We start from the raw sequence: 15,917 nt of genomic DNA on the forward strand, positions 1-15,917 counted from the left end.
GATAATTGGGGGTATCGTCAGTCATATCAAACCCCGTTCTTTCCATAAATCTTTGTTGTTTTCGGCCTCTTCGTGGTGATTGCTGGCCTCGATCAGTTTAGTGTACGCCGTGTTTTGCGACAGGAAGACTTTTCCGGATAGCTCGTCAAGAAAATGGGATCTTTTCAGACGGTCCATAACCGGTCCCTTCACCTCAGAAAAATGCAAGCGGATATCGGCATCATCAAGCCTGTGATTGACCGCTTCGATACTCTCCAGCGCAGAGGCATCAATCGCGTTCACAGCCGAACACATCAGGATCACGTGGCGGACATCTTTATGGTCTGCGACCTGTTCCAGGATAAATTCCTCCAGCCATCGGGCGTTGAGATAGGTCAGGCTTTCATCGATCCGGATCGTCAAAATGCGCGGATCGGTAAAGACCTGATGGCGGTCAATATTTCGGAAATGTTCCGTTTCCGGTACGCGCCCGACAATCGCCGCGTGGGGCCGCGAACTGCGCCACAAAAATAGCGCAAGGCTAAGTGCAACGCCCGCAATAACGCCCGGTTCAACGCCAGCGAGAAGAGTAATGCCAATGGTCGCGGCCATCGCGGCAAAATCGGTCTTGGAATAGAGCCAGATGGTGCGCGGGGTTTTCAGATCAACCAGGCTGAGCACCGCGACAATGATGGTTGCGGCGAGGGTTGCGATCGGCAGCGAAGCCAGAAATGGTGTGAGAAACAGCGCGGCGACAGCGATACCGATAGCAGTAAAAGCACCGGCGGCTGGCGTTTCAGCGCCGGCATCAAAATTGACCACGGATCGCGCAAACCCACCGGTGACAGGATAGCCACCGGAAAATGCTGCGGACAAATTGGCTGCGCCTAAACCGACCAGCTCCTGATCCGGGTCGATACGCTGGCGCCGTTTTGCAGCAAGTGTTTGCCCGACCGAAACCGATTCAACAAAGCCGATTATGCTGAGCAGCAACGCCGGAAGGGCGAGTTTCTGCCATAGCTCGAAATCGACCAGCGGCACGGAGAAGGGCGGCAGGCTCTGTGGAATATCACCAACCACTTGTACGCCTTTGGCCTCCAGGCCCAGAGCAATAGTAGCAATTGTCGACACCGCCACGGCGGCGATCGGGCCGGTTTTGGCCGTCAGTTCGGCTGCCCGTGCTTTTAAACCGAGACGCATGAGAAGCGGCTTCAATCCTTTTCGCACCCAGAACAGAAACGCGGTGGCTAGAACGCCAATGACAAGTGTCGGAAAATTTACTGTGCCAATCGCCGAGTAAAGGCTTGTTACCAACTCTGGCATGGCAGCGCCGCTGGCTTTGATGCCAAGAATGGACTTTAACTGGCTGGTTGCGATGATGATACCGCTTGCGGTTATGAACCCTGATACCACCGGATGCGATAGCAGATTGGCGAGAAAACCAAGCTTGAATATTCCCATCAGCAACAGGAATAGGCCCGACAGTAACGCCAGCACCAGAGCGGCTGCGATAAATTGGGCGCTTCCTGGCGGCGCGATGGTACTCGCGGCGGTCAATGTCATGAGCGATACAACTGCCACCGGACCTACCGCCAATGTTCGGCTGGTGCCAAATATGGCGTAGGCAATCAGCGGCATGATCGATGCATAAAGCCCGATCTGAGCGGGCAGCCCTGCGAGCATGGCATAAGCCAGACTTTGGGGAATCAGCATGATCGTAACAATTATGGCAGCAACCCCGTCGTTGGTCAGGGTGGTCCTGTTATAGGCTTGTCCCCATTCGAGGATCGGGAAATATCTTGAGAATTTCATCCGCGCGTCAGTCCGCGCCGATATGATGTGGCCTGACCATCCATTCGCGCCCCTTCAGCATGCCGTGCCAATAGACTGGTGGCAAAATCGTGTCTTTCAACAGCCATGCCAGCCGGGAGGGGCGCGTGCCATCGATCAACCAGTTGGGAAAGCTGGGTAGCAGCTTACCGCCATAGCCGAACTCGGCGAGGATGATCTTGCCGCTTTCCACTGTTAACGGACAGCTGCCATAGCCGTCATAGTCGGCGACTGGCGGCTTGCCTTCCAACGCAGCCAGCGCATTGACCGCTACCACCGGTGCTTGCTTGCGAGCGGCGGCCATGGTTTTGGCATTGGGTGCGCTGCAGGCATCACCGAGCGAGAAAATATTCGGATATGTCATATGTCGCAATGTGGTCTGGTCAACATCGACAAACCCGTTTTCTGCGGCGAGCGGACTTGATTGAATGAAATCGGGAGCCCCCTGGGGCGGAACGACATGGATCATGTCAAATGCTTCCTGCACACGCTTTGTCTCGTCGCCGTCTTTTTGTTCGAAAGTCGCGATTTTGGCCTCGCCATCAACGGCAACAAGCGTGGATTCAAAGTTCAGATGTGCATTATAGCGTTCTACATATTCCATCAGGGCCGGGACATAGTCCTTCACGCCAAACAGCACCGCGCCGGCATTGTGAAATTGCACATCAATATTGTGCAAAATGCCCGCCTTCTCCCACCGGCTGCAGGATAGATACATCGCCTTTTGCGGTGCACCGGCACATTTGATCGGCATTGGTGGTTGCGTGAACAGCGCGCGGCCCTTCGCCAAATCCCGGACCAGACGATTTGTATAAGGCGCGAGATCATAGCGGTAGTTGGACGTGACACCGTTCTTTCCAAGTGCCTCGGGCAAGCCTTCTATAGCGTCCCAGTTCAACTTGATCCCGGGGCAGACGATAAGCACATCATATCCGATTTTTTGCCCGTCTGCCGTGAGAACGAGCTTGCCCTCCGGATCGAACTTCTCTGCTACGGCCTTGACCCATTTTGCGCGACTGGGGATCAGGCGTTTTTCCTCGCGCCGGGTGAAGTCGAGAGAGAACACACCGCCGCCCACCATTGTCCAGCCCGGCTGATAATAGTGAACATCCGACGGTTCAATGATGGCGAGAGTTACATTCTGGTCGCGCTTGAATATACTTGCGGCGGTCGCAATGCCGGCCGAGCCGCCGCCGACAATGACAATGTCATATTTGCTTTGCTCACTTGCCATTGAACATCCTTCCCGATGACTATCATGGATCAATTGGTAACGCGGTGGACGAGCATTCCGGCCAACATGGCTGCGACGAACACCAAAGCGGGCAGCGGATTGATCGCCAGATCAGCCAATCCCGGTCCAGGGCAAAGGCCGCTAATGCCCCAGCCAGCACCAAACAAGACCGCTCCGATCGCCAGTTTGCGATCTATAATCTGTGTTCCCGGCAAGGAAAATTGAGTGTCTGCAAATGGTTTTTCGATCCGTCGCTGGACGAGCCATGCGATTGCCGTCGGAATGATCGCGCCGCCCATCACAAAGGCGAGCGTCGGATCCCAATTGCCAAACAGATCAAGAAACCCCTGAACCCGCGCTGGATCGGACATGCCGGAATAGGCAAGGCCAGCACCGAATATGCTGCCAGCAACCAGAGCAATGACAAGGCGGATCATAGCAAACCGCCCAAGCGCATCAGGGCTACCGTCGCAAAACCACTCGCCATAAAAATTGCGGTTGCAATGAGCGAACGCCGTGAGAGCCTCGACATGCCGCAGACACCGTGCCCACTGGTGCATCCCGAACCGAGCCGTGTACCGAACCCGACGAGCAAGCCGCCCAAGATCATCGGGATCACTGATGGCGGAAAGCGCGTCACAACACCGCCGGTTGCAAGGGACACCAAAAGCGCTCCCAGAGGCAGGCCGATCACGAAAGCGATCGCTATGCTTCGTGGTGTGCCGCTATCCGAAATAGATGTCGCCCGAGCCGCAAGCCCGCTAACACCAGCGATGCGCCCAAGGCCAAGTAGCATCAATGCCGCTGCAACGCCGATCATCAGGCCGCCAATAAGGCCTTCAACCGGCATCGCATGAGGAAAAGCGGCGAGCATCAGACGCCGTTCAGCGGAAGTTTGAGATAGCGGACACCGTTATCCTCGACTGGCGGGAGATGACCCGCCCGCATGTTGACCTGAACTGATGGCAAGATCAGGCGCGGCATATCGAGTGTCTTGTCACGCGTGGTTCTCATCTTGACGAAGTCATCCTCGCTTATCCCGTCATGGGCATGAATATTGCCTTCCCGCTGCGCAGCCACGGTGGTTTCCCAGACATATTGGTCGCGCCCTTCTGGCAGATAGTCATGGCACATGAAGAGGCGCGTGGTTCTGGGAAGTTGCAATATCCGGCGGAGCGAACGATATAGTTGACGCGCGTCACCGCCCGGAAAATCGGCCCGGGCAGAGCCATAATCCGGCATGAACATAGTGTCGCCAACAAACACCGCATCGCCGATCACATAGGCTATGTCAGCTGGCGTGTGACCGGGCACATGCATGACGGTGACATCGATATTGCCAATGGTGAATGTGTCGCCATCAGCAAAAAGATGGTCGAAGTCTGACCCGTCGCGTTGAAATTCCGTGCCTGCATTGAACAGCTTGCCGAACACCTGTTGGACTTCGACAATATGCTCGCCAATCGCAATTTTGCCGCCGAGTTTTTCCTGCAGATAGGGCGCGGCTGAGAGATGATCGGCGTGGGCATGGGTCTCCAGGAGCCATTCAACTGTCAGACCCTGATCCTTCACATATTGGATCACTTTGCTCGCGGAATCGAACGACGTCCGCCCTGACGCGGGATCAAAATCAAAGACACTGTCGACAACCGCTGCTTTTTTCGTTTCTTCATCGTGGACCACATAGGTGACCGTGAAGGTCGGTTTGTCAAAAAAAGCCTTGATAATGGGGATGTTCCGCTGCGCCGAAGACACTTGATTCGACGCATGGATAAGTACTGAGTCGGTCATGGGATATCCTCTTATATTCATATTTACATAAATCATGTAATACACTATATGTATTGCGTCAATGGGCCTGCAATGTCAGACGGGTGCCAGAGGAAGATTTGATGATAGAAGAACAGCCCGATATCCCTGCAATGCTGCGCGTTGGGGATGTGATTCCGGACTTTGAAGCCCGCACGACACACGGACCGATCAAGCTGACTGACTATCGTGGTCGTTGGTTGATTTTCTTCTCCCATCCGGCTGATTTCACACCAGTTTGTACAACCGAATTTGTCGCACTCGCACGCAAGGCTGATGTCTTTGAAAAGCTGGATTGCGCGCTGGTTGGCCTATCGGTTGACAGTCTCTATTCGCATCTCGCGTGGGTACGCGTCATTCAGGAACAATACGGGGCGGAGATAAGCTTTCCGATCGTTGAAGATCCCAGCATGGCCGTCGGAAAAGCCTTTGGGATGATCGACGAGAACGCAACCGATTCCACAGCCATGCGGACAAGTTATTTCATTGATCCGCAAGGAATTATTCGGGCAACAACCTGCTATCCCTATAATGTCGGGCGATCGGTCGATGAAATGATCCGCCTGCTCACCGCTTTGCAAACCGTTGCAGACGGGGAAGCGCTTACCCCCGAAGGGTGGCAGCCTGGTGGTGATCTGCTTGCAGTTCCGCCGGCTTCGATGGCCGATATTGACGATGGAGAAGACTGGTTCTGTCGGAAGGTTACACCCTCATGACCGTGCTCTTCGAAAGCCGGGAAATGGCCGATCGGGCTACCGAGAAATTGAAAGTCTATGCCCAGCCGCAGCGGCTGATGATCCTGTCATTTCTTGCTAGTGGAGAAAGTACGGTCAGTGACATCGATAATGCAACGGGCATCGGACAACCTGCGTTAAGTCAGCAATTGGCGGCGCTCAGGCGCGCGGAAATTGTGAAGACACGGCGGGATGGAAAACAAATCTGGTACGAACTGGCCGATGACACCGCGCGGCTGTGCGTCAAAACCATGGAAGTGATATTGAAGGACCAGCCGGATAAGCAGCAACTGCTGGAAGCCGCAACGCCCGGTGCATCGATTAAAGAACACAAGTCTGCGACCGCCGGCACTGCTGGTTTCGCCAAAATTCTCTAAGCGCAGCCAGAAACTATGTTCTTTTTGCGGTATAGAACATAATCTGCTGCAGTTTTCAGATCAGGCTTCGACAAGTTCAGTATGACCGAACCCCTTGCTATAATCGAGAAGTGAAACGATCACGAGATCGACACGAACGAATGCGACTTCGGCCTGTTCATCCATGGTCAGATCCTCAATCTGCGGGAATTTCGCATAGATTAGCTGTCCGATCTTTTCTTGTTCAGTTTTGCCGGTCACAATGGTTGCATGGCCAGCTGCAGAAAGGCTTTTGATATCATCCCAGTCTGCGTAGGGGCGATCAACCGTTAGCGACACTCTTCCGTCCCGGGCGATGTTTCGGGCTTTTTGCGAGTCCGCTGATGTTCCGAAATAGATGGTGAGATCATCGTTCACAAAACTGACCGTGGTTGCTTGCGGAAACCCGTTCTCACGAACGGTTGCAATGGTCATGTCATTGACGTCGGTCAGGATGGAACTGATCGTCTCATATTGTATCTTGTTCATAATATTTTCCTCCGTAGATGATTGGCCTTCATCCGCGCTGCAAAAGCGGAGAGCAGTTTAAGCGGTTCGACGACCGCAATGCTCATGGCGATGAGATCCTGATGAAACATCAGCTGCGGCTTTGTCTGCGCAGGTCGACTTGGCCGCATATTGTTCCTCGAAGCTCATCAATCAGCGATCACGGCTGGACTGCGATTTTCAGGACACCGTCACGCTGGTTGGCAAACAGGTCATAGGCTGTTTCGATATCATCCAGCGCAAAATGATGGGTGACCAGCGGCCGGGCATCTACCCGTCCGGATCCGATCACATCCATTAACCTGCGCATCCGTTCCTTGCCTCCAGGACACAGCGTGCTGACAATCTTATTGTCACCCAAACCGGCGGAATAGGCGTCCAGCGGAATGGTCAGATCTTCAGAATAGACGCCTAACGATGACAATGTACCCCCGGGCCGCAAGACCCGTAAGGCGGCCTCAAATGTCTGCGTCTTGCCCAAAGCTTCGATCGATACATCAACCCCGCGATCATCGGTCATCCGCATAATTTCGTCCACAGGATCAACTTTGCTGAAATCGACAACATGATCGGCACCCATGCTGCGCGACATTTCCATCCGTTCGGGAATTGACTCCACTGCGATGATAGTTGTCGCGCCCATCATTTTGGCTCCGGCCGTTGCACAAAGCCCAATCGGGCCCTGAGCGAACACGGCAATCGTGTCGCCAATTTGAATTTTCCCGGATTCCGCTCCGCTGAACCCAGTCGACAGGATATCGGGACACATCAGCACCTGTTCGTCGGTCAGTCCATCCGGTACCGGAGCAAGATTGGCCATTGCGTCAGGCACTTTGAGATATTCGGCTTGAGCACCGTCAATTGTATTCCCAAACCGCCAGCCGCCTATGGCTTTCCAACCGTGACCCGCCTGGCCTCCGCACTGGGCATGAAAGCCGCACAATGAGGCATAGGAAGTGCCGGCCGGTGTAATTGCACCGGCGATAACGCGCTGGCCTTCGGTAAAGCCTTCAACCGCAGAGCCAAGTTTTTCGATCACTCCCACCGGTTCATGGCCAACGGTAAGGCCACTTTCCACCGGATACTCACCCTTCAATATGTGAACATCGGTCCCGCAAATGGTGGTCGTGGTAATCCGGACCAGTGCATCTAAGGGGCCGATATCGGGGATCGGTTTTTCTCCCAATATGATCCTACCGGGCTCGATAAAAATCGCTGCTTTCATATGATTTTCCATAGGGGGAAGACTCCTTTGAAACGTCTAATCCTTTCGGGAAATTTATGAAAAACGGACAAATCCGTCTCTACGCAATTGCGCGTAGTCAGGGTGGAGCCACACCCGTCTTGTTCCGTAATAATACCTATCGCCTGCACAGTGACAGCAGCCTAAATTCTCTGTTCTCACAATCAAATATGGGAAGATCGGCGTGCTGAAGCATCGAGACAAATTGTTGCTTATCGGTATTGACGCCAAATGGCTGACCCATAGCGGCCTGTGATGTCCCAGCCTTTGAAATCAGCGACGGTAGAGCGTGATAGCCTCTATTCCATACGCGGGCTGACAAAAATCTATGGCGAAGGACCTACGGCTGTATCTGCGCTGCGCGGTGTCGACCTGGATCTACCCAAATCTGCCATGGTGGTACTGCTGGGAGCCAGCGGATCAGGCAAGTCCACCTTCTTAAACATAATTGGCGGACTAGACGACGCAACTGCGGGAACGGTGATGTTCGAGGATCAGGAGCTAACCGCGCTTGATCCATCCGCACTAACCGAATATCGGCGCAATTCTGTCAGTTTCGTGTTCCAGTTCTACAACCTTGTCGCTTCCCTGACTGCACGGGAAAATGTCGCGTTGATTACCGAAATTGCTGAAGACCCGATGACTGCAGAAGATGCGCTGGCCATGGTTGGTCTGGAAGACCGGATAGATCATTTTCCATCGCAACTTTCCGGCGGGGAACAGCAACGGGTTGCTATTGCCCGCGCTATCGCCAAGCGACCCAAAGTAATGCTCTGCGACGAGCCCACAGGTGCGCTGGATAGTCAGACCGGCATCAGGGTTCTGGAGGCTCTCGATCAGGTTAACCGGGAACTTGGCACCACAACCCTTCTTATCACTCATAATGTCGTGATTGCCGATATGGCTGATAGGCTGTTGCGCTTTGCCGACGGCGCGCTGGTGGAAGATCGTGACAATCCAAAGCGCGTGGCGCCTTCCGCGATGCAATGGTAAGTTTACCTGCCTGGTTGGGGTCCCTGGACCGCAAACTTCTCCGTGATATCTGGCGGCTGCGATCGCAGGCGCTGGCCATCGCACTGGTCATTGCCGCCGGGATCGGGATGGTTGTGATGTCATTCGGGATGATGCGGTCTCTGGAGGCTAGTCGCGACGCTTATTATGACCGTTACCGCTTCGCTGATATTTTCGCATCAGCTGTACGTGTTCCCGATAGCCTGCTTGATGACATTCGCGCCATTGAAGGTGTCAGTGTGGTTGAAGGCCGCCTGACCAGCGGTGCAACGCTTGACATTCCCGGTATATCGGAGCCGATAACGGCGCGCATCCACTCCCTGCCAGCCTCTGGTATGCCTGCTGTCAATGCACTGGTATTGCGTAGTGGCCGACTGCCCGATCCCGGCCGTCCGGACGAAGTGCTGGCTAGCGAGAAGTTTGCAGAGGCCGCTCGCATCGGTATTGGCGATGATATTGACGGGTTGCTCTACGGGACGAGACAAAGCTTTCGTATCGTCGGGACGGTGCTGTCCCCGGAATATGTCTATGCGATCGGGCCCGGTCAGATTTTTCCGGATAATCGCCGCTTTGGTGTGCTGTGGATGGGGCAGGAGCATCTTTCCGCCGCGCTCAATTCTACCAACAGTTTCAACGAAGCTCTGATCCGGCTGGAACGCGGCGGCAATGTGCAGGATGTAATCGATCAGGTCGATGTTATCCTAGAGCGCTATGGTGGACGCGGGGCAACGCCCAGAAAAGACCAGCTTTCCGATCGCTTTTTGGAGAATGAGCTGACCCAGCTTAGCAGCATGACGGCCATATTGCCGCCGATATTCCTCGGCGTTGCCGCATTTCTTATAAACATGGTTCTGTCACGGCTGGTAGAAGCGGAGCGCGAGATTATTGGCCTGCTGACTGCCTTTGGCTATCGCAGTCGAACCATCATGTTTCACTATGCCAAGCTTGCTTTAGTGCTATCGCTCCCCGGGCTGGCACTTGGTATCCTCTTGGGCTCATGGATGGGACGGGGCCTGGCTGGGCTGTATCAGGAATTTTTTGTATTCCCGTTCCTCACCTATCGCGCGGGTTTTGATGTATTTTTCATATCCTGCCTGGTTGCTATTCTCGTTGTGTTACTGGGTGCCGCACAGACCGTAAGACGGATTGGCAAGCTTACTGCGGCCGAAGCAATGCGCCCGCCTGTACCGCCCAATTATTCGGGAGGCTTCGCGCGATTGGTCGGACGGATCAAGGGGCTGGATGAGCCCACGCGGATCATCTTGCGCGGGGTGGCTCGCCGGCCATTACGATCAATGCTGGGGTCCGTCGGTATTGCAGCTGCCCTTGGGCTATACATCACTTCCGCGGGATCGACTGATAATGTCCGTATGATGATCGATCTGATGTTCAACCAGGCGAACCGGGCAGACGTCAATGTGGTTTTTTCAGAGGATCGCGACGATCGCGCCCTGTTTGAGCTTGCTCGGCTGCCTGGTGTCATGCGCGTTGAACCCGTGCGCTATATTGGTGCGAAGCTGAGCGCCGGGCATCGTTCCAAATCAGAGACAATCACGGGATTGAAACCGGCAGGGGATCTCAACCGTTTGGTCGATCTCGAAAATGGTATTGTCGAACCGCCGATACAGGGCCTGATGATATCCTATGGCTTGTCAAAGGAATTGGAGGTTGGTCCCGGGGATATGGTCGACATCCAGGTTACTGATGGACGGCGGCCCCAAATCAGAATGCCGGTAACCAGCATCCTCAGCAGCCCGGTTAGCAATCCTGCCTATGTTGATTTCAAGAATCTTGGACCGATCATGCGAGAAGCAGAGCTTTCTTCTGGTGCCTATTTGAGCGTCGACGCGACCCAGACTGACAGATTGTATCGGCGGCTGAAAGACATGCCGATGATCGCCGGATTTTCGCAGCGCGCTGCGGCTCTTCGCGGCATTGAAGAAACAATCGGCGAAACCATGGGCATCGTCAGATTGTTCAATGTGGCATTTTCCGGCCTCATTGTATTTGGCGTGGTCTATAATAACGCCCGGATCAGTCTGGCGGAACGAGCCCGGGATCTCGTTTCACTGCGTGTTCTGGGTTATCGCCGGTCCGAAGTCTCCTACATTTTACTGGGTGAGTTGGCGTTGATCGTGATGGCGGGACTGCCACTCGGTATGATGTTCGGATATTATTTATCCAAGCAAATCAGCGAAGCCGTCAGCGGTGACCTGTTCATCATCCCCTTTGCGCTGTCCGTAGCGACTGTCGCTATTGCCATATTGATCGTTCTCGCAACCGCCGCCTTGTCCGCCTTATTTGTTCGTGGGCGACTGGATCGGCTCAACCTTGTCAGCGTATTGAAAACGAGGGAGTAAGAAAATGGCCAAGAAACATTTCAGCCGCCCTGGACCGAGAATTCTCATCGGATCGATTATATTGCTTATGTTGGTGGCGATCTTCTTTGCGATCCGCACACCCCCGATTGATGTCGATATAGCAGAGGTTGTTGAGGCTCCCTTGCTCGTCACAATTGACGATGAAGGAGAAACCCGGGTGCGCGACATGTTCATCGTTGCTGCGCCGATAAACGGCCGTTTGCTAAGGGTTGATCTGGAAGCCGGAGACCAAGTCGTCGCTGGCAAAACTGTGGTGGCGCGCATGGTTCCCGCTCAGCCGGATTTTCAGAACCCACGTAGCGAGGCTGAGATTCGGGCGCATGTCCGAGCGCTGCAAGCCAATGTCCGATCATCCGCTGCGAGGATCAGTCAGGCCAAAGCCGACAGGCAGTTGGCAGCAGCCAATTTCGAACGGACTGATGCGATATTCAAGCGGGGTTTTGCGACCAGAACCGCGCATGATGCAGCTAGGGCGGCACGCGACAGCAGTGCTGCTCATGTTGCGGAAGTCTTGCAGGCGCACGAGACCGCGCAGTTTGATCTCAAAGCTGCACGAGCCAGTCTGATGGGTCCTTCCTTCGACGGCAGCAGGGGCAATGCACTGGATATCACGTCCCCTGAGAGTGGATCGGTGTTGCGGGTGGCACAAGAGAGTGAAACCTTGCTGACGGCCGGGTCGGCAATCATGGAACTGGGTAACCCTGCAGATATCGAGATTGTAACGGACCTTCTCTCGAGTGATGCGGTCAAAGTGAAGCCGGGTAGTGATGTATTGATCGACAATTGGGGCGGCGATCGCCCGCTAAAGGGCAAGGTCCAGCGGATAGAACCATTTGGTTTCACCAAAATTTCTGCGTTGGGCGTGGAGGAACAGCGGGTGAATGTGGTGATTGACTTTGTTGACCCGCAAGCCGCACGAGCACGCCTTGGTCATGGGTTTCGCGTGATTGCCCGGCTGGTTGAATGGTCTGGCGACAATGTCTTGCAAGTGCCGATCAGCGCGTTGTTTCGTGATGCCGGCAACTGGTCAGTTTTCGTCAAGCGCAACGGTAAAGCAAGGCTGGTTCGGGTAAAGATCGGCAGGATGAATGATCAGCGAGCGCAAATATTGGAGGGACTGGAATCAGGTGATTATGTCATTCTCCATCCCAGCGAGAAGATTGAAGATGGAACTTCGGTGCGCCTGCGGAAGTCATAAATATGATCAGCCTAAAAAGTGGTCGTGCTTTTCAAAGTTGATGGCGCAGCGTTGTAGAAAGCGATCAATTTCTTCCATATCATGAAGAACGATGTCATCCCCGGGCGCGATTATTTTTTCGTCATCGGGAAATATACCATAGCCAGCAAGCAGACTGTGCCAGCTAATCGCGCTGTAATATTTCGCGATATCCAGTCGGGAGATTTCTGCGCTCAGATCAGCGCCAGTGAACCAGCTGGTCAGCATAGCTTTCAGCTGATCGGATAGATTCTGATTATTTCGGCTGGCCGTCCAATAATCTATGCCAGCGACATCTTCGCGGCGGTTCACCTTATAGTGGCAGACGATATAATCACGAATGCCCTCATAACGGGCTGCGATATCGGCGTTGAAGCGATCACGATGTTGCGGTGTGAATGCACCAGCCTCAAATGATCCGATAAACTGCTCTACCGTTGCCATGACGATATGCAACGCGGTCGCTTCCAGCGGTTCAAGGAAACCCTGTGACAAGCCAATGGCGAGAGCGTTATGCGACCAGCTGTTGCGCACCCGCCCCACCCGCATTTTCAGATGCCGCGCGTCGCCATGATCTCCGACACCCAGATGCTGGCGTAATTCTTGTTCGGCTCTGTCGGCATCAATATGGGAAGAGGAATAGACATAGCCATTGCCAGTGCGTGAGGTCAGGGGAATGTCCCAGACCCAACCAGCGGATAATGCTGTCGCCTTGGTCTGGCTCGGCAACGGGGCCTCGTCTGCGCGGGCTGTCGGCATCACAACCGCGCTGTCATTGAACAGATTATCCGAGAAGGGAAGAAAGGATTCTTCCAAAGCACCATTGAACAGGATCGCGCGAAAACCGCTGCAATCGAGGAAAAAATCTCCGGCAATGCGGGTGCCATCGTCGGCAACAAGCGCTTTGATGTCACCGTTGTCGTGCCGTTCGACCCGTTCGATCTTGCCTTCGACATGCCTGACGCCCAGTTTTTCTGTCGCATGGTTAGCCAGAAACGCGCCAACTTTGTGCGCATCGAAATGATATCCGTAGCTCGGCTCTAACGGGAAGTTCTCAGGTGCAATTGGCGCTTTGTCTGTCGCGGCCAAAAGAGCAGGCAGGAAGAAGTGATCAGGATGGGCGGCAACGTCTCGTCCGGTTCGCCGGGCCTGTGTGTTGTAGAAGAATTTAGCGGCCGTGTGGCTATCAAGCGGAGTTGGAAAGGGATGAAAATAGCTTTCATAACCCGCTCGATTGGACCAGCCGTGAAAGCTGATACCGTTTTTATAGGTGGCATCGCAGGCGGGCATCCATGTGCTTTCTGCTATTCCGAGCCTGTCAAAAAAGGCTTTCAATTGCGGTGTAGAGCCTTCGCCAACACCGATGATGCCAATATCCTTGCTTTCAATCAGCGTGACCTTTGCACCCCGATCACGCCATTGGTCGGCCAACAGGCAAGCCGCCATCCAGCCGGCCGTCCCGCCGCCCAATATGATAAAATCTTTGGCTGCGGGATCAGTCATGTCATCCTGATGCTCTGCTCAATTGGCTGGCGTCAAGCGAATTGCAAAGCCGCCACCCGGGGCGATGCGCACCGGCAATTCGTCCTTGGCCGTCACGTTGCGACTGTCGATTTCTATGTCATGACGCGCTGCTGTGCGATAATCAGCCTTGTCGCCGTCGCGCCAAAGCGTTGCAACATAGTCCGTGCCTTCCGTTAAAAAGGACAAGTCGATCATCATGTTCCGGGCTTCCTCGTCGGTCACTCCGCCTACATACCAATCTTCGCTCGCTTTATCCTTGCGGGCGATGACCGCATAGTCGCCGACTTCACCTGCAACCGTTTTCGTTTCCGCCCAATCCACTGGTACCTGTTCAAGAAAAGCCAGCTCTTCTGGATATTTTGCGAGATTTTCTGGCAGGTCGGCTGCCATTTGGATTGGCGAATATAGAACCACATAGAGTGCCAATTGCCGCGCCAATGTCGATTCCAGATCCCGGCCATCACGGCCCTTTAGCGAGAATACACCCGGCGTATAATCCATTGGTCCCGAAAGCATCCGAGTGAATATCATGGTCGGCACATGGCTGGGTCCGTTGCCGGGTTCGCCCCACGCTTGATATTCCATACCCCGCGCACCTTCGCGGCTGACCCAATTGGGATAAGTGCGGCGCAGGCCTGTATCCTTTATGGGTTCATGCGGGTTAACAGCGACCTTATGCTTGGCTGCTGTTTCAACGACTTTCAGATGATGGCGGACCATGGTCTGTCCATCATGCCACTCAAAGCGCTCGCTATCCGGATCATCGCCTGGTGCAATGATCCCGCCAGCATCGGCGACATAGCCTGTTTTCACGGCGTCAATGCCCAGCTTTTCATATAGCGCCATCGCATCTTCCAACTGTGCTTCATAGACTTTGATATTGCCGCCGGTCTCATGATGACCGATCAGGCGGACTCCCTTCTTGCGCGCATAGTCGGCAAGCCATTCAATATCGAAATCAGGATAGGTTTCGGTGAACGAATATTCCCGGCCATTGCCAAACCAATTGCCGTCCCAGCCCTTGTTCCAGCCTTCCACCAGCACGCCGCGAAAGCCGTGTTTAGCGGCAAAGTCGATATAACGTTTGGTATTGGCCGTCGTTGCGCCGTGCTTCTCACCAGAAGCCCAGCTGGCGGTGTCCAAATGCATTTCCCACCAGACACCGATATATTTGAACGGCTTTACCCAGCTGACATCGCCAAGCTTATTGGGTTCGTTGAGGTTCAATTCCAGGTCACTGTCATACAGGTTCGGTGCATCGGCTGCGATCCGGATGGTCCGCCACGGCGTCGTAAACGCGCCAGACCGTGTTACTCGTGCCTCACGACTGGATGGTGCCAAAGTCGAACGGAAACGTCGTCCCTCGACCCGTTTCAACCACATGCCAGCATAGTCGACCAGCGCTGCTTCATGAAAAGACAGGTGAGTGCCGTCCGCCAGTTTCATCGTAATTGGTGTGTGGGCCGATGAAACGCTTTCAATTGAAGTTTCGTGATAGAGATATTCGTAGCGGTTCCAGTCACCGGCGGGCGTCCACCAGGACACACCCTTTTGCGCGATCACAAATTCGGTACTCTCATTCGCAATCTTCCATGGCTTTCCGTCCGCTCGTGCAGGCAGTTCATAGCGAAAACCGATGCCGTCATCAAAAACCCGGAAACGGACGGTTAACTGGCGTTTTGCAGTTCCTTTGCTGCCGCCCATATCATGAACCCTGACGGCCAATTCATTATGACGATCTACCACCGTTGTGCGTTCGCCCCAGGGTAAATTCCATTGCGTATCCACTGTTTTGGTTTCGGCACCATCAAACGCGAAGCCCCGCGCCATTGGGATGGCATCGGTGAACTGAAAGCCCAGTTGCGATGGAGCAATGATCGCGTTGCTGCCTCTTGTGACCGCATATTGCACACGGCCTTCACCATTAATTTCTAACGAAACCTTGATCTGGCCATCCGGTGAGGTCACCGAGGCGATATCTTCTGCCAAGGCCGGTGCGGATAGAAATGCCACGATCAGCAGCAAGACGTTGCGGACGGGGGCGTTGACCACGG

The 15,917-nt window shown here is 54.3% G+C and carries 14 protein-coding genes; 5 read left to right on the plus strand and 9 right to left on the minus strand.

Annotated elements, in window-relative coordinates; all coding sequences use genetic code 11:
- Window positions 1-21 precede the first annotated feature (21 nt).
- From DG177_RS15485 to DG177_RS15505, 5 genes are read right to left on the minus strand one after another with little or no spacing between them, the layout of a single operon-like run.
- Complete coding sequence (locus DG177_RS15485; RefSeq protein WP_108812311.1) at window positions 22-1,791, minus strand: sulfate permease; 1,770 nt, start codon at window positions 1,789-1,791, stop codon at window positions 22-24.
- A gap of 7 nt (window positions 1,792-1,798) precedes the next feature.
- A complete protein-coding gene (locus DG177_RS15490; protein WP_108812312.1) occupies window positions 1,799-3,043 on the minus strand; it encodes an FAD/NAD(P)-binding oxidoreductase in 1,245 nt (414 codons plus the stop codon).
- A gap of 29 nt (window positions 3,044-3,072) precedes the next feature.
- Window positions 3,073-3,480, minus strand: coding sequence for a DUF6691 family protein (locus tag DG177_RS15495; RefSeq protein ID WP_108812313.1), 408 nt, complete (start codon window positions 3,478-3,480; stop codon window positions 3,073-3,075).
- The gene (locus DG177_RS15500) at window positions 3,477-3,917 is read right to left on the minus strand and encodes a YeeE/YedE thiosulfate transporter family protein (RefSeq protein WP_108812314.1); all 441 of its coding nucleotides are present in this window, start codon (window positions 3,915-3,917) and stop codon (window positions 3,477-3,479) included. The genes DG177_RS15495 and DG177_RS15500 overlap by 4 nt, the downstream gene beginning before the upstream one ends.
- Complete coding sequence (locus DG177_RS15505) at window positions 3,917-4,834, minus strand: MBL fold metallo-hydrolase (RefSeq protein WP_108812315.1); 918 nt, start codon at window positions 4,832-4,834, stop codon at window positions 3,917-3,919. Before DG177_RS15505 ends, DG177_RS15500 begins: the two co-directional genes overlap by 1 nt.
- Before the next feature lie 101 nt (window positions 4,835-4,935).
- Here DG177_RS15505 and DG177_RS15510 point away from each other — a divergent pair, with 101 nt between their 5' ends.
- Both DG177_RS15510 and DG177_RS15515 read left to right on the plus strand, forming a co-directional pair.
- On the plus strand, window positions 4,936-5,568 hold the full coding sequence (locus tag DG177_RS15510) for a peroxiredoxin (protein WP_108812316.1): 633 nt from the start codon (window positions 4,936-4,938) through the stop codon (window positions 5,566-5,568).
- The gene (locus tag DG177_RS15515; protein ID WP_108812317.1) at window positions 5,565-5,963 is read left to right on the plus strand and encodes a metalloregulator ArsR/SmtB family transcription factor; all 399 of its coding nucleotides are present in this window, start codon (window positions 5,565-5,567) and stop codon (window positions 5,961-5,963) included. Before DG177_RS15510 ends, DG177_RS15515 begins: the two co-directional genes overlap by 4 nt.
- A gap of 60 nt (window positions 5,964-6,023) precedes the next feature.
- On the opposite strand, the gene DG177_RS15520 is transcribed toward DG177_RS15515, so the two are convergent.
- Together DG177_RS15520 and DG177_RS15525 are read right to left on the minus strand one after the other, a co-directional pair.
- Window positions 6,024-6,470: a pyridoxamine 5'-phosphate oxidase family protein gene (locus DG177_RS15520; protein ID WP_108812318.1), complete on the minus strand. Its 447-nt coding sequence runs from the start codon at window positions 6,468-6,470 to the stop codon at window positions 6,024-6,026.
- A gap of 178 nt (window positions 6,471-6,648) precedes the next feature.
- Window positions 6,649-7,713, minus strand: coding sequence for an NAD(P)-dependent alcohol dehydrogenase (locus DG177_RS15525; RefSeq protein ID WP_337658928.1), 1,065 nt, complete (start codon window positions 7,711-7,713; stop codon window positions 6,649-6,651).
- A 273-nt stretch (window positions 7,714-7,986) separates the two neighbouring features.
- Between DG177_RS15525 and DG177_RS15530 the strand changes: the two genes are divergently transcribed.
- From DG177_RS15530 to DG177_RS15540, 3 genes are read left to right on the plus strand one after another with little or no spacing between them, the layout of a single operon-like run.
- Complete coding sequence (locus DG177_RS15530; protein WP_108812320.1) at window positions 7,987-8,724, plus strand: ATP-binding cassette domain-containing protein; 738 nt, start codon at window positions 7,987-7,989, stop codon at window positions 8,722-8,724.
- On the plus strand, window positions 8,718-11,102 hold the full coding sequence (locus DG177_RS15535) for an FtsX-like permease family protein (RefSeq protein WP_108812321.1): 2,385 nt from the start codon (window positions 8,718-8,720) through the stop codon (window positions 11,100-11,102). The genes DG177_RS15530 and DG177_RS15535 overlap by 7 nt, the downstream gene beginning before the upstream one ends.
- 4 nt (window positions 11,103-11,106) lie before the next feature.
- Window positions 11,107-12,321: an HlyD family efflux transporter periplasmic adaptor subunit gene (locus DG177_RS15540; RefSeq protein ID WP_108812322.1), complete on the plus strand. Its 1,215-nt coding sequence runs from the start codon at window positions 11,107-11,109 to the stop codon at window positions 12,319-12,321.
- 6 nt (window positions 12,322-12,327) lie between these two features.
- Here the strand turns inward: DG177_RS15540 and DG177_RS15545 are convergent, their stop codons facing one another.
- On the minus strand, window positions 12,328-13,842 hold the full coding sequence (locus DG177_RS15545; protein WP_108812323.1) for a tryptophan 7-halogenase: 1,515 nt from the start codon (window positions 13,840-13,842) through the stop codon (window positions 12,328-12,330).
- Window positions 13,843-13,860: 18 nt separating this feature from the next.
- Window positions 13,861-15,915: a glycoside hydrolase family 97 protein gene (locus DG177_RS15550; protein WP_337658929.1), complete on the minus strand. Its 2,055-nt coding sequence runs from the start codon at window positions 15,913-15,915 to the stop codon at window positions 13,861-13,863.
- Window positions 15,916-15,917 lie beyond the last annotated feature (2 nt).

The sequence above is a fragment of the Sphingorhabdus sp. Alg231-15 genome (assembly GCF_900149705.1).
GTDB lineage: Bacteria > Pseudomonadota > Alphaproteobacteria > Sphingomonadales > Sphingomonadaceae > Parasphingorhabdus.